Origin of the sequence: Sodalinema gerasimenkoae IPPAS B-353 (genome assembly GCF_009846485.1) — a bacterium.
GTDB classification, from domain to species: Bacteria; Cyanobacteriota; Cyanobacteriia; order Cyanobacteriales; family Geitlerinemataceae; genus Sodalinema; species Sodalinema gerasimenkoae.
Genome location: NZ_ML776472.1, coordinates 252,434 through 272,640, shown reverse-complemented (window position 1 = coordinate 272,640; position 20,207 = coordinate 252,434). Strand labels below are relative to the sequence as shown.

General features: G+C 53.3%; 21 protein-coding genes. 10 read left to right on the top strand and 11 right to left on the bottom strand.

What is annotated here, in order from left to right:
* Positions 1-75: 75 nt before the first annotated feature.
* The 4 genes from L855_RS01215 to L855_RS01200 all read left to right on the top strand — a co-directional run bounded on the left by L855_RS01215 (position 76) and on the right by L855_RS01200 (position 3,043).
* Positions 76-384, top strand: coding sequence for a TatA/E family twin arginine-targeting protein translocase (locus L855_RS01215; protein WP_159783378.1), 309 nt, complete (start codon positions 76-78; stop codon positions 382-384).
* 63 nt (positions 385-447) lie between these two features.
* Positions 448-1,092 carry an aminoacyl-tRNA hydrolase gene (pth, locus tag L855_RS01210; RefSeq protein WP_159783376.1) on the top strand — a complete coding sequence of 215 codons (645 nt, stop codon included), beginning with the start codon at positions 448-450 and terminating at the stop codon, positions 1,090-1,092.
* A 16-nt stretch (positions 1,093-1,108) separates the two neighbouring features.
* Entirely contained in the window at positions 1,109-1,372 is a 264-nt protein-coding gene (locus L855_RS01205) for a DUF3146 family protein (RefSeq protein ID WP_159790896.1), read from the top strand.
* Between the two features lie 390 nt (positions 1,373-1,762).
* Positions 1,763-3,043 (top strand): DUF4912 domain-containing protein, encoded by a 1,281-nt coding sequence (locus L855_RS01200; protein ID WP_159783374.1) that lies wholly within the window; start codon positions 1,763-1,765, stop codon positions 3,041-3,043.
* 166 nt (positions 3,044-3,209) lie between these two features.
* Here the strand turns inward: L855_RS01200 and L855_RS01195 are convergent, their stop codons facing one another.
* The 8 genes from L855_RS01195 to L855_RS01160 all read right to left on the bottom strand — a co-directional run bounded on the left by L855_RS01195 (position 3,210) and on the right by L855_RS01160 (position 10,566).
* Positions 3,210-5,024 (bottom strand): ArnT family glycosyltransferase, encoded by a 1,815-nt coding sequence (locus tag L855_RS01195; protein ID WP_219729841.1) that lies wholly within the window; start codon positions 5,022-5,024, stop codon positions 3,210-3,212.
* 7 nt (positions 5,025-5,031) lie between these two features.
* A complete protein-coding gene (locus L855_RS01190; RefSeq protein ID WP_159783372.1) occupies positions 5,032-6,153 on the bottom strand; it encodes a peptidoglycan-binding protein in 1,122 nt (373 codons plus the stop codon).
* Between the two features lie 105 nt (positions 6,154-6,258).
* On the bottom strand, positions 6,259-7,287 hold the full coding sequence (locus L855_RS01185; RefSeq protein ID WP_159790894.1) for a Gfo/Idh/MocA family protein: 1,029 nt from the start codon (positions 7,285-7,287) through the stop codon (positions 6,259-6,261).
* 243 nt (positions 7,288-7,530) lie between these two features.
* Positions 7,531-7,884 (bottom strand): phenylpyruvate tautomerase MIF-related protein, encoded by a 354-nt coding sequence (locus L855_RS01180; RefSeq protein WP_159783370.1) that lies wholly within the window; start codon positions 7,882-7,884, stop codon positions 7,531-7,533.
* A 52-nt stretch (positions 7,885-7,936) separates the two neighbouring features.
* Positions 7,937-8,434 (bottom strand): flavin reductase family protein, encoded by a 498-nt coding sequence (locus tag L855_RS01175; RefSeq protein WP_159783368.1) that lies wholly within the window; start codon positions 8,432-8,434, stop codon positions 7,937-7,939.
* 117 nt (positions 8,435-8,551) lie between these two features.
* A complete protein-coding gene (locus tag L855_RS01170) occupies positions 8,552-9,139 on the bottom strand; it encodes a DUF1997 domain-containing protein (protein WP_159783366.1) in 588 nt (195 codons plus the stop codon).
* Between the two features lie 281 nt (positions 9,140-9,420).
* On the bottom strand, positions 9,421-9,690 hold the full coding sequence (locus L855_RS01165) for a YciI family protein (RefSeq protein WP_159783364.1): 270 nt from the start codon (positions 9,688-9,690) through the stop codon (positions 9,421-9,423).
* A gap of 30 nt (positions 9,691-9,720) precedes the next feature.
* Positions 9,721-10,566 carry an alpha/beta fold hydrolase gene (locus tag L855_RS01160; RefSeq protein WP_159783362.1) on the bottom strand — a complete coding sequence of 282 codons (846 nt, stop codon included), beginning with the start codon at positions 10,564-10,566 and terminating at the stop codon, positions 9,721-9,723.
* Positions 10,567-10,666: 100 nt separating this feature from the next.
* On the opposite strand from L855_RS01160, the gene L855_RS01155 reads away from it, so the two are divergent.
* Positions 10,667-11,077: a hypothetical protein gene (locus tag L855_RS01155; protein ID WP_159783360.1), complete on the top strand. Its 411-nt coding sequence runs from the start codon at positions 10,667-10,669 to the stop codon at positions 11,075-11,077.
* A 135-nt stretch (positions 11,078-11,212) separates the two neighbouring features.
* Here L855_RS01155 and petA read toward each other — a convergent pair whose 3' ends face one another.
* Both petA and petC read right to left on the bottom strand, forming a co-directional pair.
* Positions 11,213-12,208: a cytochrome f gene (gene petA, locus L855_RS01150; RefSeq protein WP_159783358.1), complete on the bottom strand. Its 996-nt coding sequence runs from the start codon at positions 12,206-12,208 to the stop codon at positions 11,213-11,215.
* A gap of 83 nt (positions 12,209-12,291) precedes the next feature.
* Entirely contained in the window at positions 12,292-12,834 is a 543-nt protein-coding gene (gene petC / locus L855_RS01145; RefSeq protein WP_159783356.1) for a cytochrome b6-f complex iron-sulfur subunit, read from the bottom strand.
* Between the two features lie 370 nt (positions 12,835-13,204).
* Between petC and L855_RS01140 the strand changes: the two genes are divergently transcribed.
* Together L855_RS01140 and L855_RS01135 are read left to right on the top strand one after the other, a co-directional pair.
* Positions 13,205-13,519 (top strand): DUF3067 family protein, encoded by a 315-nt coding sequence (locus L855_RS01140; RefSeq protein ID WP_159790893.1) that lies wholly within the window; start codon positions 13,205-13,207, stop codon positions 13,517-13,519.
* Positions 13,520-13,644: 125 nt separating this feature from the next.
* The gene (locus L855_RS01135) at positions 13,645-15,420 is read left to right on the top strand and encodes a mechanosensitive ion channel family protein (protein WP_159783353.1); all 1,776 of its coding nucleotides are present in this window, start codon (positions 13,645-13,647) and stop codon (positions 15,418-15,420) included.
* Between the two features lie 63 nt (positions 15,421-15,483).
* On the opposite strand, the gene nagA is transcribed toward L855_RS01135, so the two are convergent.
* Positions 15,484-16,653 (bottom strand): N-acetylglucosamine-6-phosphate deacetylase, encoded by a 1,170-nt coding sequence (gene nagA / locus L855_RS01130; RefSeq protein ID WP_159783351.1) that lies wholly within the window; start codon positions 16,651-16,653, stop codon positions 15,484-15,486.
* A gap of 41 nt (positions 16,654-16,694) precedes the next feature.
* Here nagA and purE point away from each other — a divergent pair, with 41 nt between their 5' ends.
* From purE to L855_RS01115, 3 genes are all read left to right on the top strand, one after another.
* A complete protein-coding gene (gene purE / locus L855_RS01125; RefSeq protein ID WP_159783349.1) occupies positions 16,695-17,225 on the top strand; it encodes a 5-(carboxyamino)imidazole ribonucleotide mutase in 531 nt (176 codons plus the stop codon).
* A 371-nt stretch (positions 17,226-17,596) separates the two neighbouring features.
* Positions 17,597-19,117 (top strand): ammonium transporter, encoded by a 1,521-nt coding sequence (locus L855_RS01120; RefSeq protein WP_159783347.1) that lies wholly within the window; start codon positions 17,597-17,599, stop codon positions 19,115-19,117.
* A gap of 238 nt (positions 19,118-19,355) precedes the next feature.
* Complete coding sequence (locus L855_RS01115; RefSeq protein WP_425500543.1) at positions 19,356-20,195, top strand: GDSL-type esterase/lipase family protein; 840 nt, start codon at positions 19,356-19,358, stop codon at positions 20,193-20,195.
* Positions 20,196-20,207 lie beyond the last annotated feature (12 nt).

The following is a 20,207-nucleotide window of genomic DNA, read 5'->3' as shown; positions in this document are numbered from 1 at the left end:
GTCACGATGGGGTAAACCGCTACGAGGTTCGCCCCATGCGGTACGCTTAAGTTGAACATCCCAGGAGTCGCGACGATGAATATCTTTGGTATTGGCTTGCCCGAAGCCATTGTGATTTTGGTTATTGCTTTACTGATCTTTGGCCCCAAAAAGCTACCGGAAATTGGCAGCAGTCTCGGAAAAGCCATTCGCAGCTTCCAGGATGCCTCAAAAGAGTTTGAGAACGAATTCAAGCGAGAAAGCGAACAACTCAAGGCTCAGCCCAAGCGTGAGATGTCCGAGGCGGCGGCGACTCCCTCGGCGTCTGAGTCGGCCCCCTCAACAACGGCGGCGGCTAACTCGGCTAACTCCGCTAACTCCAATAGCCAGGAGTCTGCGACGTAATCTCACGGGCTACATCTGGCGACCTGACCCTGCTTAACCTCCCCTGTGTGCCTGCTTCTGTCCATGACTGTGAACGCTTCCTCGACATCGATTTTAGTCCCGAGTGCGATCGTGGGTTTAGGTAATCCTGAGCCAAAATACGATCGCACCCGTCATAACATTGGTTTTGCTGTAGTGGACGCCTTAGCGCGATCGTGGCAAATTCCCCTGACGCCGCAGCGTAAGTTCAAGGGAGAGTATGGGGAAGGGATGGCCCTCGCCGGCCAAAAGATTCGTCTGCTCAAACCCACCACCTATATGAACCGTTCCGGGGAAGCGGTGCAGGCGGTGGCCAGTTGGTATAAACTCGACCCAACCTCGATTCTGGTCATTTACGATGACATGGATTTACCCGTGGGACGGATGCGGCTGCGTCTGGCAGGATCAGCGGGGGGACATAATGGCATGAAGTCCATTATTGCCCACTTGGGAACCCAAAACTTCCCCCGGCTGCGTGTAGGAATTGGCAAACCCCAGCCGGGAGAGAATCCCTCGATTTCCCATGTTCTGGGCAAGTTTTCCCCCCAAGAAAATCAAGTGATCACCGAGGTGATGATTCTGGTCCGCGATGCGATCGAACTGAGCCTCAAAGAAGGGGTTGAGAAGTCCATGAGCCTTTACAATAGCCGCAATCTGGCGAAACCGCCTTCTTCTAAGACCTCCAGCTAACGCTTTGACATCACGGTTGAGTTCCCCACAGTTACCCCAAACCACAGCCTATCTGCGCGTGACAGACTGCTCCTGGGAGGGCGGAACCTTGCAAGGGGAAGTTACGGCGGGTTCCTTTACCTGGGAATTTTGTTGGCTATTTAGTCAATCTCGCCTGGATATTGAACCCTCGTTAGGACGTGCCTTAATCCAAGAACCCCTCTGCCGCTTCCTCGAACAACGAGATTATCAACTTGAACCGGGGGGAGACTACCAATTTACAATCCGCGCTCACATCTAGTCCCGTTGGTAGACGGGATTTGGGGAGCCGGGCCTTGAGGACGCACCCCTCGGGGGGATTTCCCATAAATCCCCCTTTTTTCCTCTGCTAATTTTTTTGTCATGGTTCTTTAACAAATGGAGGGGATCGGCTGGGGATCGATTAAATGCTTATGTCAAGGTTTCCTGACATTACGATCCCCTGAATGCCTGTAACTTCGTGAATCCTATAAGAATCAGGGTCTGTAGCCCCTTGCCGAATGGGAGCATCTTCTGCAAGATAAACATCAGTTGGGCGCGTTAACCCGATCCCGAATTCAATCTAAACTCGAAACTCGCGGGATCTTTGTGAACTTCCGTTCAATCTGTCAGGTTTGCTTGACAGCCATGTTGAGAAAGACCAGCAATCACTATGTCACAAGAACGTCCACCCCTCGAAGAAATGACCTTGCGGCAACTCCGGCGAGTGGCCAGCGAGTGCGGCATTTCTCGATATAGCCGAATGCGGAAGTCTCAACTGCTTTCCGCCATTCAAGCGGTCTTACCCGAAAAAATTAATCCCACAAGCACGAGTCCCACAAGCACGGGTCCGAAAACGACCAGTCCGAGTAGTCCATCACGTCAATTGGAGGCACAGGAAGAAGTGGAAGCAGCAAAATTTGAACTCGGCCAAGACGATCGCACCGGCGGCGAACTCGCGTCGGTAGATGAAGGGTTAGCCGATTTGCCCGAAGGCTACGGTGAAAGTCGGATTGTCTTAATGCCTCGGGACCCTCAATGGGCTTACTGCTATTGGGATATCACCAACGAGCAGAAAGAAGACTTACGTCGTCAAGGGGGACAGCAACTGGCCCTGCGAGTGTATGACGCCACGGATATTGATCTGAATTATCAAGCCCCTCACAGCATCCAAGAATATCCCTGTGACGAACTCGCTCGGGAATGGTACTTACCGATTCCCGTCAGCGATCGCGACTATGCAGTAGAAATTGGCTATCGTTGTGGCGATGGCCGTTGGCTGGTTCTGGCTCGCTCCCTCACGGTTCACACCCCTCCCGTCTATCCCTCCGACTGGATTGAAGATATCTTTGTCACGGTCAACTGGGATGAACCCCTCGAAGGGAAAACCGTGGCGAATCTGGTTCCCCCCAGCAAAAAACCGGTTCCCAGCGAAGCCAGCGAAAGCAATCCCCTCTACGAAGAAATCTTCGGGATGGCCAAGTCTGCCGAAGCCCAACGGGTTGCCGGCTCGCTGTTCGGTTCGATGCACCAAGTCCCCGAACAAGCGGTTAGTTCCTATGTCTTCCCCTCGGGTGTTGGCATGTGGGCTGTTCCCACCATGTCCGGTTTAACCATGTCCGGTGCAGGAATGTCCGGTGTGGGCATGGGGGCCTCGATGCCGCCGATTCGTCCTCGTCAATTCTGGCTAGTGGCTGATGCGGAACTGATTGTCTATGGGGCCACGGAACCCGATGCAACGGTCACCATTGGCGGCCGTCCCATCAAACTCAATTCTGACGGAACGTTCCGCTTCCAGATGTCGTTCCAAGATGGTCTGATTGACTATCCCATCAAAGCGGTTGCGGTGGATGGGGAACAAACCCGCTCGGTTCACATGAAGTTTGAGCGAGAAACCCCCTCTCGCAATACCAACACCAAGGAAGAAGCTGTTCCTGAGTGGTTACACTCTTAGACGCTTAGGTCTTCCAAATTGATTAGGTTTGCCCCGATGTGTTCTCACATCGGGGTTTTTTATGGTGAGAAGGGAACAGGGAACAGGCAACAGGGGACAACTTGCCTTGCCCGAGGACATAGAGTCACAAGGGAATGTCCTGTACTGACATGACCATTGCGATGATTTACGGGTTCGAGTTCCAGCGGGCGGCTGGGTTGCCATAGAGATGTCTCGAACCAATGACCAGTAGCGGTTCTCCTGGATTGTTGGGGAGATTGCGCGTTAGGGGATCTTCGGCATCGTTGTCGTCTCGGAGAAAGTCGGTGACAAAGACGACGGGGAAATTGCTCTCCCAGAAGCGTTGTAATTCCTCGGCGGAGAGGTGATAGGGAGGGGTTGGCCCAGGAAACGCGGGCAATTTCCGAGATTCCCCGGCATCGGTGAGAACATAGACAATGCGATAGGCGCGATCGCCCTGGCCCCAAACCCAACCGGGATCGAGGGTGGGAAACTGGGGAAATCGCTCTCCTTCAGGATTGAGATAAAAACTCATGGCCCCGGCGGCCCCCAGTTCGCGGGAGCCTTCAAATACCCAAATGGTTGACTCGGGTAACTCTGCCTCGGCTTGAGTGATAAGGGATTGGGAGGAGCGCATCTCAGCAAAGGCCACAAACCCTTGAATGATGAAATAATAGGCGATCGCCATCCCCAGAAGCAGAGTTAGCCAACTCGCAAGTGGTTGTTGTCGCAGTAGCAAGCCCCCCGCTAAGGCCGCCCCGATACTGAAACTGAGGGCGATGGGCATTTTCAGGGACTCGAGTTGGGGAAACTCTAAGTTGAGCGCGGTGGGAAGTTGCCAAAGGGCCAGAACCACCACTACTGCTACGGCAATGAGGGTGACGGCGGCGAGCGTTCGTCCCCCAGCGGTAGCTACCCCTCGACGGGCCTGTCCTCCCGTCCACCAGAGGGCCGTTAGCAGCATCAGAGGCGGGAGACTGGGCAAACTGTAGTAAATCAGCCGGGAGGAGAAGGGGAGAAATAGCACAACCGGAAGCAAGGCGGCGATCGCCAGTAGGATGAGTCCACTGGCTTGTTCCTGTCGCGACTGTTGCAGACTGGCCCAGGTATGAACCAGGGTTTGGGGGAGAACCAGGGACCAGGGTAAGGCCCAAACGAGGGTGATGCCAATGTAGCCCAGGGCGCTAATTTGGGAGACGGCGTAATCGGGGGGATAGCGGCGATCGGCCAGACGCTCTAGGTTCTCGTTGGCGATAAAATACTGCCAAAATCCAGGATTCGCCCGTTCAATGGCGATCGCCCAAGGCAGAACTAGCAGTAGTAACAGGGGAATGCCAAAGCCGGGTGCCAGTCCCTGCCAGATGCGGCCTGGGGAGTAGATGACACTCAACACCAGAAGGGCGATCGCCGGAAACACCAACATGAAGGGTCCCTTGGCCAAAATAATCAGCCCCAACAGCAACCAGAAGCCCAAACGGTAGAGCCAATTTCTCGGGACTAGGGTGATTTTCCAGAGACAATAGTAAGCTGTCAGCAACAGAGACGACAGCAGCAAATCAATCAGCAGTTGGTGGGTAAAGATAAACCAACCACAGGCACTGGCCAACATCAACGCGGCCACACGCCCAGTCACCGCTGAGCCGAGTTCTCGTCCCCATTGCCAGACCATAAAAACGCCCCAACCGCCCCCTAGAGCCAACGGCAAGCGGGCGGCAAACTCATTAATGCCAAAAACCTTATAACTGACGGCGATCGCCCAGTAGAGCAAAGGCGGCTTATTGAGATAGGGAGCGCCGTTGAGATAGGGGGTCAGCCAATCTCCCCGTAGGAGCATTTCTCGGGCAACCCCAGCAAAATGTCCCTCATGGGGTTCGTAGAGCGGATAATCTCCTAACCCCAGGAATAATAGAGCGATCGCCCCCAGCAGGATCAGGGGATCGAGCCAACTGAGGCGAACCGGTTCAAGTCGATTCAAGGCCACAATTTAATTAACGTAATGCACGTAAAAACTCTCGGGCGATCGCCGCAATATGTTCGGCGCGATCGAGCCAATTCACAATACGGCGGGCACTAACAAAATTTTGCCGTGACCCCAGGATATGGTCATTGAGACTATGCCCCGTATAGGAACCATCTCGCATCCCCAACACCAGCAAGTCCGCCGCAATATCCTGATTGGCCGCCAACTCCGGATTGCCAATCAGGTCAATCCCCAACCGGCCAGACCAATAGCGATAATTAGCCCGTCCCGTAATCTGCACAAAGCCTCGTCCCTTATAGCGAGGGCCATCTCCAGCATAGATATTGCCCAAATCGGAGCGCCACTCATAGGCCCAACCACTGGCCAATTCCGTCATCCACTTACCCAGATGGGATTCATGTTCAGCGGTGGCCAAGACATAGGCAATCTGCCCTAAATCCGTTACCCCATAGTCTAAACAGGACTGTAAAATCAGTGGCACCGAATCCCGAGCATAGGCGCGAATATCGGGATAGGGAATCGAGGCAATAATCCGGGGGACATCAAATTGAGAGAGACCCGTTTGTCGTTCAGGTTCATAGACTTCCACCGGGCCACTGACTAACGCCGACCAGGTTTCTCGTCCCACCACCCCATCCACTAAGAGATTATTCAGAGACTGAAAGCGTCGCACGGCAGCTTCGGTATTGTTACCAAACTTGCCGTCAATGATTTCATCTTGAGGAAAAATTCGTGCCTTAACCAGCAACTCTTGCAGCGTTTTGACCGAATCCATGAGGTCAGGATGTTGGATACCATCGCCCTTTTGCAGCACCGGATAGCGTCGAACCGGCTGGGGAGAGGGGGACGGTGTGGGGGATGGTGTGGGGGCGGGGGTAATGCCCAATTTGCGATCGATGACGGCCCAGGTTTCCGAACCTACGATTCCCGTCATCTTCAAGTCATTTTGCATCTGGAAGACTTTGACCGCCTTTTCCAGGGCCGAGTCAAAGCGACCATTAATCGGCTGACTGATGGGCAACAGCCTGAGTTTAATCATAATCCGTTGCAGGAGCTGTACCGGTTCAACAAACTCCTGAGAATCGATTCCATCTCCGGGGCGTAACAGGGGACGTCTTGCAGTAGACATAATCGTTTGGGGGGTCGTTTGGGGGTCGTTTGGGGGGGGAGTGACAACAACAGAGGGGCTGTCTAATATCTTGGCATGGTCATGGTCTCAATGAGTCTTAAGCATTTAATGCAAGATGGCCCGATCCGAGAGCCATTCTACGTCAGGGGAATCCCAGAGTTTGCCGTCTAGAGCCATTTGTTCAATGGAACTGGCTAAACGCAGGGCGCGCAGGGCCTGTTCACCGCCAACAGAGGGTTGATTGCCCCCGCGAACACAGTTGACAAAATGCTCTAATTCTGCGTGGAGGGGTTCAATATTACTGGTGCGGACTTTTTCGATTAGCCCATCCTGACGATACAATACCTGACCATAGTCTGTGGAGGTATTGGCGGTGGTTTGACGATGAATCAGGATTTCGTTATTGAGGAAATCGGCTTCTGTGAGGGAGGTTTGACAATGGGCCGCGATGGTACGCCGTTTGCGGTGGGTGACCTTGCTGGCGGTGAGGGTGGCGATCGCCCCGTTGGCGAACCCTAAATTTGCCGTCACATAATCCAGATGCGGCGAACCGGAAATACGACTGCCACTGGCCGAGAGTTTCAGGACGCGATCGCCGATCAGTTCTAAGATCAGATCGATATCATGAATCATCAAGTCCAGGACTACCGACACATCATTGGCGCGATCGGAATAAGGACTCAAGCGATGCGCTTCTAACGCCAGCACCTCCTCAGTTTTCAAGACCTTACTCAGTTCTTGAAACGCCGGGTTAAAGCGTTCAATATGGCCCACCTGGAGAATACAGCCCGACTCCGCCGCCTGATTCACCAGAGACTCTGCCTCCAATAAACTAGCCGCAATGGGTTTCTCAATCAGCACATGAACCTGATTTTGCAAGCAGGCCATCCCCACGGCATGATGGAGTCGTGTCGGAACTGCCACGCAAACCGCCTGCACATGGGGGAGAAGATCTCGATAATCCTCAAAAAACTTAACCCGATACTTACTCGCCGTATCTAACCCCCGATCCACCTGAACATCAGCAACCCCAACCAACTCAACATCCTTGAGGAGATTTAACACCCGAGTATGATGTTGTCCCATATTCCCGACCCCGATTACCCCCATCCGGAGCGGTTCCGGTTGGTTCATCCCCGCCGTGCTGTTCGGATAATTCACAAGTTAGACTCTGGTGACCTGCATAGTTTGTCCTCTCTCACCCCAACGTGAGAGCGTTCAGGTAACAGTCTGTAACCTGAAACTACCCAGAATGGTATCACAAGACTTTACAGAGAGCCGACGCCCGAGGACGGTTCAGAAAGCCGTCACGGCCGAATCTCTAAAGAAACTCGGCCGCGACTGAGACAGTTATAGATTAGACTCTGCCAATTCCGGTCAACCAAAGGTTGAACCATTCCAGCCCCACATGGCTCCTTTGGCATCAGCAAACTCGATATAAGTCCGTTTACTCGGAACCCCCAGGCGACTCTCTATTTCCTGACAAAAGTCAGCACTCATCGCCCGAGTTTGGGAGGGACTCATCGAGCCAATACTTTTGATTTCGATGAAACAAACCGGGTCGAGGCTTCCGCCAAAGGTCATCGGCACATCAGCTTCAAACGCGGTCATGACGTAGGATTCTGATTTTCCTAAATGACCCGACAGCTTGGAGGAAAGGGCCTGTAACATCCCTTCAACGGCTGCTTTGTCTGGAGCGTGGGCAGAGGTTTTGACTTGGATTAAAGGCATAAGAAGGCAGTAGGCAGTAGGCAGTAGGGGGGAACTTTTGCCGTGGATTCAGTTAGCCGCCGTAGTTCCAGCCGGTGCTTTCGAGGTTGAGAATTTCTCCCTCGCGGTGGATGACGGCGTTAATCACTTCGCCCACAAAGACGGTGTGATCTCCTTTCGCGACAGAACCCACCACCTGACATTCTACATAGCCCAGGGAGTCTTTGATAATCGGGCAGCCGGTTTCGGCGGTGTAAAATTCCACATCCTCAAACTTGTTCCCCACCCGGCTTTGAGGCTTAAAGAACTTCTGGGCCAGGTCTTTTTGCCCAAGTTCTAGGAAGCTGAGGCTGAACACGCCACTGGATTTGAGCATCTCATGGGAACCGCTATCGTTTTTAACACAGTTGACGATTAAGGGCGGCTCAAATGAGGACTGCATCACCCAACTGGCGGTAAATCCGTTGAGGTTGTCACTGTTGATATCTTTCACGCCACAGATATACAGGGCGTGGGGAATTTTCCGCAGTAGAGTTTTCTTGGCGGTTTTTTGGTCGTCGGTATTTAGCATGGTGTTTTGAAGAAGGCAACAGATGAAAATGTAGGGGCGTGCCCTTGTGGACGCCCTAGGCAAAAGGCAAGCAGAACCTACCCTTAACCCCTCTCACCGTGGGGATGGCAGGTAGCCCTAGCTGCTTTGGATGTTGGGGGACATGTTGGGGGAGAGGGATAGGGGGGTATCCGGTTGGGTTTCTCCGGCCCAGGCGCGATAGTCCGCAATGAGATGACGAGTCAGACGCTGTTTGACGGTGTGCAGGACACTCGCCAAAACGGTGTTCCCCGTGGCATCGATGATGGGTTTCGGGGTTAGCCATAGGGCGGGAGGCATATCAACCCCAACCTTGAGGTCGGCTTTCCCGTATAGGGTGGTTTTGCCGTTGTGGGTATAGGGTTCTAGCCGTCCGACCAAATCCAGGAAGAAACGTTGGTTAATGTACTCAACGCCGCGAATTTCGCAGCCAACCGAACGTAGCCGCACGGTTCCCTTGGCATCGGCCCAAACCCGCATATCTACGGTGGGTTGGACGGTTAGGGTGAGGAAATGTAGGGGACGCATTTTCAAGCGGAAACAGTCGGGACTGAGGACGTCCACTCGCTTGGGATCCACGAGGGCTTGCACCAGTCGCTGGGGTTGCCGCAGGTAATGCTGAATGGGGACCGGTTGGTCTGGGACTGGAATCTCAACGGGGACGGAGGAGGAAAAGCGGCTACGCATAAAATCCGCAAAAAAGCAACATTAAATAAACGGTTCTTAACAAAATTATAGAATTAATGACCGGCTATGGCTATCCCTCTTAAGTTAGAGCTAGGCAGACAAAGCCGGAAAACCCTTTCAGAGAAAAGGCTTTGAGCGGTTCTCAGTGTTTTCCGATCCTACTGCACGGCTTAGCGTTCTTTGCCAAAACGTTACATTTTTTAGGGGCGATCGCCAAAATCTTAACAACTCGTCACACAATCCCCCCTACTGCCTACTGCCTACTGCCTACTGCCTTCTCCCTAAAACGCCTGAATCCAAGCCTTCACCTCATACTCCGTCCAGATCCCATTTTTCCAATAGGGGTCATTCTCGATGAGCTGGCGAACGGTGGCTTCATCCTCAGCCTCATAGATGCCAAACACCTGGGTGTTATCTTCCGTGGGACCGAGAGTGACCAGAACTCCCGATTCTTTTTGCTTGGCTAAGCCATCAAGATGCGCTTGGCGGTAGGGTTGTCGCTTTTCCAGGGCATTCTCGCAATAGCTGCCCCAAAGAATAAATTTAGACATGGGTCAATGGTAAAAAACTAGCAATGGGATTTAAGATGAGCGGCGGAGAAAGGGAAGTAAGGATTTCGCTACTTCCTCCGACCAATGTTCTTGGGGATAATGGGCCGCCTCAGGGAGACTGACAAACTCTCCATTCTCCAGGTGTTGGGCGAAGGTTTGGGCCGGTTCTGGGGCCAGCCAGGGGTCAACCATGCCCCAAATGACCTGGGTGGGTTGAGTCCAAGACTCGAAGCCGCTGGCAATTTCGGCCATGGCGGTCTTCAACTCAAGATTTTGTAAGGTATAGAGCAGCGATCGCCCCGAATCAGAGGTTTTGAGCCAGGGACGACGATAGACATCCAAATCCTCATCGGGAATTACAAAGCCACTGCCGGCTTCCAGGGTGCGGTCAATCAGCAGGGGGTCCTGGGTCATCATGTCACCCACGAGGGGAAAACTCATCTGCTTGAGTTTCCAGGGAAGCTTGGCCGTGGGAGATAGGGGTGCGTTGAGAATCGCCAGACGGTCGATGCGATCGCGATTGCGCAGGGCATATTGTAGGCCCACCGACCCCAGAAATCCCTGAATCACCAGAGAGATGCGATCGAGTTCCATGGCATTGAGAAAGCCGTCCAACGCCTCAATAAAGGCATCAGGAGTATAGGCGAAATCTCGTTTTTGCGGTTTGTGCGATCGCCCGAATCCCAGCCAATCTGGGGCAACCCCTTGGAGTCCTTGACTGGCCAAATCCGGGAGTAAGGCGCTCCAACTGTAGCCCAGGGAAGGCAAGCCATGGAGAAACACCACCGGGGGGGCTGTGGGGGGATTGGGGGGATGCACCTCGCGGTAAAACCAATCCCCAGATGGAGTTGTAATAATTTTCTCGTCGACAGCCACAGTAACTTTAAGTAACGTTTTGACAGTTCAGCAATCCAAAGGGGCGATCGCGTTCGTAGTATCTTACCAAGCTTATGGACATTCAGAAACCAACTCAACTATGTCAAGTCATCATAAAGAGCACCAACTTGCGATCGCCCTCCTCTCCTTGAGACTGAGTGTGTTTCTTGTCATGTTCGTTTGGACTCTAGATAAATTCATAAATCCCGACCATGCCGCTCGAATTTTTGAGAACTTTTATAAAATCGGTGGCTTAGGCAATGAAGCCTTTTATCTCATTGGCGCCGTTCAACTTTTGATTGTTCTGGGATTTGTCGCAGGCTTTAAAAAGCGCTGGACTTATGGACTGGTTCTGTTTTTACACTCAGTTTCCACTTTTTCCTCCTTTCGTCAATATCTAGACCCTTTCAACAACCTGCTGTTTTTCGCCGCCTTCCCCATGCTGGCCGCCTGCTTCACTCTGTACTATCTCAGAAAACATGATACTCTCTGGGCGATCGACTCTCCCTAACCCGCCTGCCCGTCTCTCCGTCACTTGCCTAGTTCGAGACGTGATTTAAAAAAGCATGAAAAAGGCGTTCTCAAATAATTTGAGAACGCCTTTTTAAATTATTCAAACCATTTGCTCAAAAAGCAAATTGGCTGCTTAAAATTCCATCTCAGCCGCCTGAACTTTCTCAACCTGTTTCTTCTTGAGAACCAGCATGATTTGAGCGACCGTAACTAACGCAAAGAAGCCGAGTAAGCCTTGAATGCGAGCAGGACTTTGCAGAACAATCTCCGTATCCTTCTGGCCAAAACCACCCACATTGGGGTCAGTGGTAAGCACATCACCAGCGGCAACCACATCACCCACCGAGGCAATCATTTCAGGACCTGGGGGAACTAACTCCACCACGTCCGAACCATCTTCAGTCGTTAGGGTCACTGCATAGCCACCATCATCATTGGGTTCAATGGCTGCGATGGTTCCTGCATGTTGAGCCTTATACGCAATGTTATTGCTGTTGTTCCCAGCAGGATAGATTTGGCCGCGACCTCGGTTTCCGCCAGCATGGACGGAATACTTACCAAAGTGAACCGACGAATCTTGACTGGGGTCAGGAGATAGAACCGGGAAGACCAACTCCTGATGTTCATCACCGGGGAGGGGACCTACCAAAATCACGTTCTCCTGTTCAGGAGTATAGGTTTGGTAGAAGATGCCTTCGATCTCTTCCTTGAGTTCTTCAGGAATGCGGTCTTCGGGAGCAATCTTAAATCCCTCAGGCAGCATCAAGACTGCACCCACATTCAGGCCCGCCTTACTTCCATCTCCGAGGACTTGCTGCATGGAGGTGTCATAGGGAACCTTAACCACGGCCTTAAACACCGTGTCCGGGAGAACCGACTGAGGCACTTCCACTTCCGTCGTTTTTTCCGCCAAGTGGCAGTTGGCGCAGACAATGCGTCCGGTCGCTTCACGAGGGGTTTCTGGAGCGGTTTGTTGGGCCCAGAAGGGGTAAGCCGCGGCCGCTTGAGGGACCAGGAGATCACTGGCAATAAAGACAGCAACGGCTGCCAAGCCAACCAGGACCCCTTTTCTCAACCGGGTCATCAAAGGGGCGAAGCGTTCTCTCGCCCAAGCACTAGAGTATTTCATCAATTGTGACAACGTTCTCTTCTCTCAATGGCTAGGTTAATTCTTTAAATCATCTCTCCCCTGGGGGGAGAGGTCGGGGGAGCTTAAACCCACCAGGGTTTTTCTTGAGTCCGGAAATCTTCTTCAGTCCACTGGGTGAGAACCACATTATCGTCTTCAGCCACATCCACATGGACTAAGGCCAGAGACAGAGGTGCGGGGCCGCGAACCACTTTACCTGCTTTGTTGTACTGAGACCCGTGACAAGGACAGATAAACTTCTCTGCACTTGCATTCCAGGGAACCACGCAGCCGAGGTGGGTGCAAACGGCGTTGAGGCCATAATCGGCGATCGCCTGTTCGCCTTCAACAACGATGTAGGTCGGATCCCCTTTAAAGCCTTGAGTGAGGACGCGATCGCCCACATTGTGTTCAGCCAGAAAGCTACTGGCTTTCACATCATTTCCGAGAGCGTCTTTGGCGACGAGACCGCCACCACTGCCGCCACTCGAAGGGGGAATAAAGTATTTAACGACGGGGTACAGCGCACCGAGAGCGGTTCCGGTAACTGCACCAAACGTCAGAAAGTTCATGAATTGCCGTCGTCCCATGGAAGGGACATCAGCTGAGCCGGAAGCCTGAGTCATGGAGCTATTTACGTATTATGGTTGTATCTGATTTTGCTTAACAAACGGCATCACCGTTCCATCGGCGCCCCTTGTCATGAGACCACCAATCAGGACGCACACCGTTTGGGATTGTATCGGATCAAGTGTCCCGTCGCGAGCAAAAAAAAATGAAAATGGCGCAACACTTGTTCATAATACCACGGTGGAGGGTCAAAAAAAGGCACTAAAGGGTCAATTGAGCCTTCCTGGAAAATTGAGAATCCCTCTGTCACAATCGATGAAGAAATGTAAAATATAAACTCAAGCTGCCCGAGCGATCGCCGTCCGAGTTGACCATCGCCCCTCAAAATCCCCCATGCCCAACCGCACTAACCACAGCCAACCCATCGTGACCGGACAAGAGTTACACCAACTCCTACTGGAAAAGTGGGGCTGTTCCTACGATCTGCAACTGCGCCGTACCCAGGGCAAAATTTTCCTGCAAGTGATGTGGAAATACCTCGAACAGGCGTCGTTTCCCCGTTCCCCGGACGAGTATACCAGCCATCTGGAGCAGATTGCCGACTATCTCAACGCCTGGAACAGCGCCGAGACAATTCGTCAATATATTCAGGAGACTCGGGAACGTCCCCGACTGGGGAAAGCCGTCAGTATTCCCATTGATCCCGGTCAACGCCGGTCTGAGTGGTTTGTGGACTCGTGACGTACTCCCGACACCGAGCGTAGTCGAGGTGCGGGGCTTTCACGGAGAAGCTAAGTCGCCCAACTCTATCCCCCATCAATCCATGATGTTTTGCTAAGGAGACCATCTTGAGTCGTATGTCAAAGATGCCAGTTTTCAGAGTGCGTCATCTCCAAAAACTCCTAGGATTTCTCGTAGTTCTAGTGCTATCCCTCACCACAGTCTTGAGTCTGGCGAGTATTCGCCCCAATATGGCCCAGGCACAAACCCCTCTGCCAATTCCCATTGAGCCGTCCCAAGAGGACACCACCACCGCACCCGTTCGTCTCAGCGGACTGACCGTGCTGCGAATCTCCTCCCCCCCCACGATTCCCGGTGAACCCCGTACCATTCCTGAGTTAGGAAAACGGGTTACGCAAATTGAACGGAACCTGAATACCATCATCGAGGATGGCTTCAATCCCGAATCTCTCCAGGTGCGTTATGACATCCTCAACAACCAACCTGTCATTTCAGCTCAGGACAATGAAAACCTCCTGAATCGTCAAATTCTGACCGTGACGCAGTTTGACGCAGAGGTCGCCGATACAGGCCCTGAACAACTGGCCCAACAATGGAGCGAGCAGATTCGCGAATCCCTCATTCGCGCCCAACAGGAACGACTGCCAGGGGCCCGACGGCGGCGTTGGCGCAACGCTCTTGGTTTAGCCGCCATCATGTTCCTACTCAGTCCCATTCTCTGGTTCCTGCAACGACAGACAACCCGCCATTATCACAACCTCTCGCGACAACGGCATCCCGAACATCTCCAGCTCCCCCAAGAAGATATGGGGCCCGAGGGTGAGCTGAATACAACACGCACTACCCCGCAATTTTTGCGGGCCCTTCTGCCGCAAATCGTCTTGGAACGGCGGATTAGCATGGTCATTCTACTGCGACGGGTCTTATTATTCCTGCAACTGGCGGTTTGGATTGGTGGCGTTATCCTCATCCTCTATCAATTCCCCGCCAGCCGGGCCCAAGCTGCCTGGTTACAGCGCTTCCCCGTGCAGATTCTCACGATTTGGCTGTTTGTCGCCGTCGCCAACAAGTTAACGGATGTCTTGTTTGACAACATCTTGCAATCCTGGGTGCAACAAGAATCCCTCAACCCCACCGCCTCCAAACGCTTTATCCTCCGTGCTCCCACCCTGGCCGCTGCCTTAAAAGGAATGACCAGTTTTATTGCGGGGTTAATTGGGGTAATTTGGTTTTTGGCCCTGCAAAATTTCCCCCTCGACTCCCTGATTACGGGGGCTGGGATTTTTGGTGTGGCCCTGACGATTGTCTTTCAGAATCTGATTAAAGACCTCATCAACGGCATTCTCATTCTCTGGGAAGACCAATTTGCCGTCGGAGATGTAATTGATGTGGGCCATGGCCCGGGCTTTGTGGAATATATGAACCTGCGGGTGACTCGTTTACGGGGACAGGGAGGCCGACTCAGTACCATCCCCAATAGTCAGATTGAGGTGGTGCATAATCTGACTAAGGAATGGTCTCGCATTGATTTCCGCATTCGTATTAGTCAGGATGCCGATGCTCTTGAGGCCATTCAGGTGATGCGTCGGACGATGGAACAGATGCAAGCGGACCCCGATTGGACGGAGTCCATTATCGAACCAACGATGTTAGCTGGGGTTGAAGGGGTCGATGAACGGGGGACAGAACTACTGATGTGGACGAAGACGAAACCCCTGCAACAGTGGGCAGTCGAACGAGAATATCGCCGTCGTCTGAAACTTGCCTTTGATCAGGCGGGGATTAAGATTGCTATCCCAAAGCAGATGTTGTGGTTCAACGAAAGCCCTTCGGATGGGGATGAAGAGGAAAACAACCACCACTCTCCCCCTCAGCCCAGTTCTAGCCAACCGTTAGCATGATAGGAGGGTTTGGGGGCGATCGTCCCAGAGCGTGAGAATTGTCCCCACTCCCTTCTCAACCCATCAACTCAGGAGCCGTTGACATTGCCATTGTCCGTCCACCTGTTGCCAACGCAGAAGCTGCTGAACCGATGCCCCCATTAAACCGCTGGGGCGTCCTAGGGCCCGACGGGGGGCGATGGTGGCTAAGGAAATGGCCGTTTCAATGTCACAGAGGCCCCAGTTGACGAGATTTAAGGCTCCCTCAAGGAGCGATCGCGTGGTTCCGGCGAGGGTCCCGTCGGGCAGCCGGGCGGTTCCCTGAGTGACGTGAATTTGGCGGCTATCCCAGGGATAGGTGCCATTGGGAAGTCCTAGGGGCGCCAGGGCGTCACTGACTAAAAAAAGGTGGTCAGCCGCTGCCCGGAGCAATAGCTGTAGCATCGTGGGGCAAATATGTTCGCCATCGGCAATCACCCCACAGGAGACCCCAGGGCGAACCAGGGCCGCCCCCAATAAGCCCGGTTCCCGGTGGTGGAGTCCCGGCATGGCGTTAAAGGCATGAGTGACGAGATGGGCCCCTTGGTCAAAAGCCTGATTCGCTTGAGCGGCGTTGGCTAAGGAATGGCCTAGACTGACGTGAATTCCCTGGGATTGTAACTGGGCGATCGCCCCCCCAGTTGGGTCTAATTCGGGGGCAACGGTCATGATGCGAACGATGCCACTAAAGGGTCCGAGAACCTGCTCAAGGGTCTCCGGGGAGAGGGGTAGGAGGAATTCTTGGGGATGGGCCCCCCGTTTGTTGGGATTCAAACAAGGCCCCTCCAGATGCAGTCCTAAAACCTGAGCCGCAAATCCGGCAGGGGATTGTTCCTTCATAAACCCCTCAAACACCTTCAGGGCGCCCTGGAACTTCTCTAGGGAGGTGGTGACGAGGGTGGGGAGGTACTCATCAATCCCCGCTTGCCATAGATAGCGGCCAATGGTATCTAACTCGGGTAACGTCTCGGGGGTGACATCGGGGAAGGCTAAGCCGAGGGCCCCGTTAATCTGGAGATCACAGCCCCCGAGAGAAATCCAGTCCTGACCGCAATCGAGACAGGTGTCTTGATTCCCTGGAGATGGCTCAGAGTCTGGGATGGGAGTAATGGCAGTAATGTGATCGCACTCGAGGGCAATCTGTTGTGTTCCGGAGGATGTCCCCTCTGGCCCCTTGTATCCCGGCACATTGCCCCGAATAATCGTTACAGCCATTATTTTTGATTCAGTCTGAGCATGACTCAGCCATTGTACCAATGACCTCTTCTGGCCCCAATACAGCACAAATTGGCATCATTATGGGCAGCGATTCCGACCTACCCACCATGAATGCCGCCATTGAGATTTGCCAACAGTTTCAGGTTCCCCATGAGGTGGCGATCGTCTCGGCCCACCGCACCCCTGAGCGGCTGTTTGACTACGCTAAAACCGCCCATGAGCGAGGGTTAAAGGTGATTATTGCTGGGGCCGGTGGAGCGGCTCACCTCCCAGGAATGGTGGCCTCACTAACCCCCCTGCCGGTGATTGGGGTTCCGGTGGCCACCCGCCATTTAGGGGGTCTGGATTCTCTCTATTCCATTGTGCAAATGCCTCGGGGGATTCCGGTGGCAACAGTGGCGATTGGCAACGCCCAAAATGCGGGCTTGTTAGCGGTGCAGATGTTAGGGAGTCAAGATGTGTCCCTGTTACAACAAGTCCAACAGTATCGTCAAGATCTCAAAGACTCAGTCCTCGATAAACAGCAGCGACTTGATGAACTCGGCCCGGCTGCTTATCTGCAACAGTAACGGCAGCCAAGCATAAAATCACAAGGTTTTCTGACATCTGGGAGATTTTTGCCCAAGAATTGGCGAAAATTCACGAGTTTCCCGAGAGATTCCCAGCGATCGCCGACAAAATGTATTGCTTTATACAGAACAAACCCTACGAGAATTGGTGGAATCAGTGTGACTCAATCGCACAACTCCACTTCTCAATCTCTGCGGGAGCGCAAGGGCATACCAGCTTGAGCTTTGGAAGCAATGAGAGATTGCTGAGTATTCGAGCGCGAGTGTGCTGTGTCGGAAACGGAACGGTTTTTAACGACTGCGTCCGTCCACCGTTCTCAGGTTGGTTAAACCGATTGTCCGTTTGCTTAATCTCAATCCAAAGTCTAAACATGACATCTAAGATTACCTTCAGATCACGACCGGGAGCGACACCGGGGCGAGTGCGGGGTACAAACCGCAACTCATTCCTGGTCAAACTTCTAACCCTGGGACGGCGAGTTCCTATCTATTGGCTCGCCTGTATTCCCCTGACAGCTTTAATTTTAGGCGTTTGGGATTTAGCTGCGACTGCCGCAGATCCCCAGGGAATCGAAATTCTCGAAGAGGTTGACGCTGCCTACGTTCAAGGCGTTCTCAACACCGTTTGGGTTCTCGTCGCCTCCGTTTTGGTTATTTTCATGAACGCAGGTTTCGGAATGCTCGAAACCGGGATGTGTCGTCAGAAAAATGCCGTCAACATCCTCTCGAAAAACCTCATCGTCTTTGCCCTAGCCACCCTGGCCTACTGGGCGATCGGATTTTCTCTCATGTATGGTGAAGGGGCCACCGGTGAAGGCTCCACCGCGTTTATCGGTTTCGGCGGTTGGTTCCTCAGTAGTGGTGACCCAGCCACCTACGGACTCGATCCCTTCCCCGATGACCTGCCGATTTCCGTCTCCTTCCTGTTCCAGGTTGCCTTTGCGGCAACTGCTGCCACCATTGTCTCGGGTGCCGTGGCAGAACGGATTAAATACGATGCCTTCCTGATTTTCAGTCTCCTCCTCACAGGGATTTTCTACCCCATCTCCGGTCACTGGGTTTGGTCAGGCGACGGGATGCTGACCTCCTTTGGTCCTGATGGTGCTTGGGAATTTGGCGACTTTGCCGGTTCAACGGTGGTTCACTCCGTTGGCGGTTGGGCCGCGTTAGTGGGAGCAGCCATTCTCGGTCCCCGCATGGGCAAATACGAAGACGGCCAGCCCCGAGCAATTCCGGGTCACAACATGAGTATTGCCACCCTGGGATGCCTCATTCTCTGGATTGGCTGGTTTGGCTTCAACCCGGGTTCTGAATTGGCCGCAACCTCCAACATTGCCTATATTGCCGTCACCACGAACCTGGCTGCTGCCGCTGGAGGGGTAACCGGAACCTTTACCTCTTGGTTCCGAGATGGCAAGCCCGATCTCTCCATGACCATCAACGGTATCCTCGCGGGCTTGGTTGCCATTACCGCTGGTTGTGATGTCATGCCCTACTGGGGTGCTGCTCTCACCGGTGCCATCGGTGGTATTCTGGTGGTCTTTTCCGTCTCTTTCTTTGACCGCATTGTCAAAATTGATGACCCGGTGGGTGCGATTTCCGTTCACCTGGTTAACGGTATCTGGGGAACCCTTGCCGTGGGCATCTTCGGCGGTGGTAACTTCATCGCTCAACTGATTGGTGTTCTCACCATTGGCGGCTTTACGGTTCTGTTGAGTTTCATCTGCTGGTATGCCGTCGCTGCGGTGTTGGGCGGAATTCGTGTTGGCGAAGAAGAAGAGTTCAACGGACTCGACATCGGCGAACATGGGATGGAAGCGTATCACGGCTTCTTGAAAGAAACGGCGATGGGAAGTATGTCTTCCTCCAAGCCGAGCGGTTCTCAGCCGTAGTCTCTGCTAAATTTAGGGGATTTCTCCCCACTAGCAACCGGTTTCACCTGTGATTGTGAAGCCGGTTCTTTTCTGTCCACTCATCTGTCCACTCAATGGTGGCTCTCCCCCTCAGCTGATTCTTGCGAGGGACTCCTCCGAGGACTGACCATTGAGGACTGACCATTGATAATCTTCCTGTTGTCTCTTGACGTTAATAACGCACAATAAAAGTTGCACCCGTCTCGCAATGACGCCTGTGTCTAGAGTACCGAAGCCTATCCCAGCCTGGGGGATTCTCTCCCTAGCGACGAATGGCATCTTGTTAGTCACCGTGACGATTCTGATTGGCCAGCAACAGGCCGACAACTCGCCTCGGGTTCCCGATGATCCTGCCGTCGTCACCGTTGAGGCGAGTCCCACCCCGACAGCGACACCAACCCCAGTTCCGTCCCCTGAACCTAGGGTGGAGGAATTACCTCGTAGCACCTATCAGGAGCACGTTCAACGCTTACGAGAAGAGGTCGAGGCGATCGCCGCCAATTCCCCAGAGCGCCTCTATGTGTTGGCGGGAGACTCGCTCAGCTTAAGCTTTCCCGAGGAACTGCTGCCCCTAGAGGGGACCTGGCTCAATCAAGGGATTTCTGGGGAAGGCTCCCAGGGACTCTATGAGCGACTGCCCCTGTTAGATGACACCCGCCCCGATAAAATTTTTGTCATGATTGGCATTAACGATCTGCTGCGGGGGGAGGATGATGAGACGATTCTGGAGAACCATCGCAGAATCATCAAAGATATTCTTTGGATTCATCCCAACACCGAGGTGGTGATTCAATCGATTTTGCCCCATAGCGGCGAGAATGCGACCTGGGAGGGCCGGGAGAAACTCCGAGAGGTCTCCAATCAACGGATTGAGCGGCTCAACGAACGTTTAGCGGCGATCGCCCAAGTGGAGGGGGCCATCTACCTCAACCTCTATCCCCTCTTTGTCGATGACACGGGCCACCTTAACCCGGCGTTTACCACCGATGGCTTGCACCTCAATGAACAGGGGTATGAACTCTGGCGTATTGCTCTGATCCTGGCGGATAAGTTATAGGAATCGCTCAAC

Bases quoted from the DNA above. Each gene is read 5' to 3' on its own strand.
- L855_RS01215 (WP_159783378.1), top strand. From the start codon at position 76: ATGAATATCTTTGGTATTGGCTTGCCCGAAGCCATTGTGATTTTGGTT.
- pth (WP_159783376.1), top strand. From the start codon at position 448: ATGACTGTGAACGCTTCCTCGACATCGATTTTAGTCCCGAGTGCGATC.
- L855_RS01200 (WP_159783374.1), top strand. From the start codon at position 1,763: ATGTCACAAGAACGTCCACCCCTCGAAGAAATGACCTTGCGGCAACTC.
- L855_RS01190 (WP_159783372.1), bottom strand. From the start codon at position 6,153: ATGTCTACTGCAAGACGTCCCCTGTTACGCCCCGGAGATGGAATCGAT.
- L855_RS01185 (WP_159790894.1), bottom strand. From the start codon at position 7,287: ATGAACCAACCGGAACCGCTCCGGATGGGGGTAATCGGGGTCGGGAAT.
- L855_RS01180 (WP_159783370.1), bottom strand. From the start codon at position 7,884: ATGCCTTTAATCCAAGTCAAAACCTCTGCCCACGCTCCAGACAAAGCA.
- L855_RS01175 (WP_159783368.1), bottom strand. From the start codon at position 8,434: ATGCTAAATACCGACGACCAAAAAACCGCCAAGAAAACTCTACTGCGG.
- L855_RS01170 (WP_159783366.1), bottom strand. From the start codon at position 9,139: ATGCGTAGCCGCTTTTCCTCCTCCGTCCCCGTTGAGATTCCAGTCCCA.
- L855_RS01165 (WP_159783364.1), bottom strand. From the start codon at position 9,690: ATGTCTAAATTTATTCTTTGGGGCAGCTATTGCGAGAATGCCCTGGAA.
- L855_RS01155 (WP_159783360.1), top strand. From the start codon at position 10,667: ATGTCAAGTCATCATAAAGAGCACCAACTTGCGATCGCCCTCCTCTCC.
- petA (WP_159783358.1), bottom strand. From the start codon at position 12,208: ATGAAATACTCTAGTGCTTGGGCGAGAGAACGCTTCGCCCCTTTGATG.
- petC (WP_159783356.1), bottom strand. From the start codon at position 12,834: ATGACTCAGGCTTCCGGCTCAGCTGATGTCCCTTCCATGGGACGACGG.
- L855_RS01135 (WP_159783353.1), top strand. From the start codon at position 13,645: ATGCCAGTTTTCAGAGTGCGTCATCTCCAAAAACTCCTAGGATTTCTC.
- nagA (WP_159783351.1), bottom strand. From the start codon at position 16,653: ATGGCTGTAACGATTATTCGGGGCAATGTGCCGGGATACAAGGGGCCA.
- purE (WP_159783349.1), top strand. From the start codon at position 16,695: ATGACCTCTTCTGGCCCCAATACAGCACAAATTGGCATCATTATGGGC.
- L855_RS01120 (WP_159783347.1), top strand. From the start codon at position 17,597: ATGACATCTAAGATTACCTTCAGATCACGACCGGGAGCGACACCGGGG.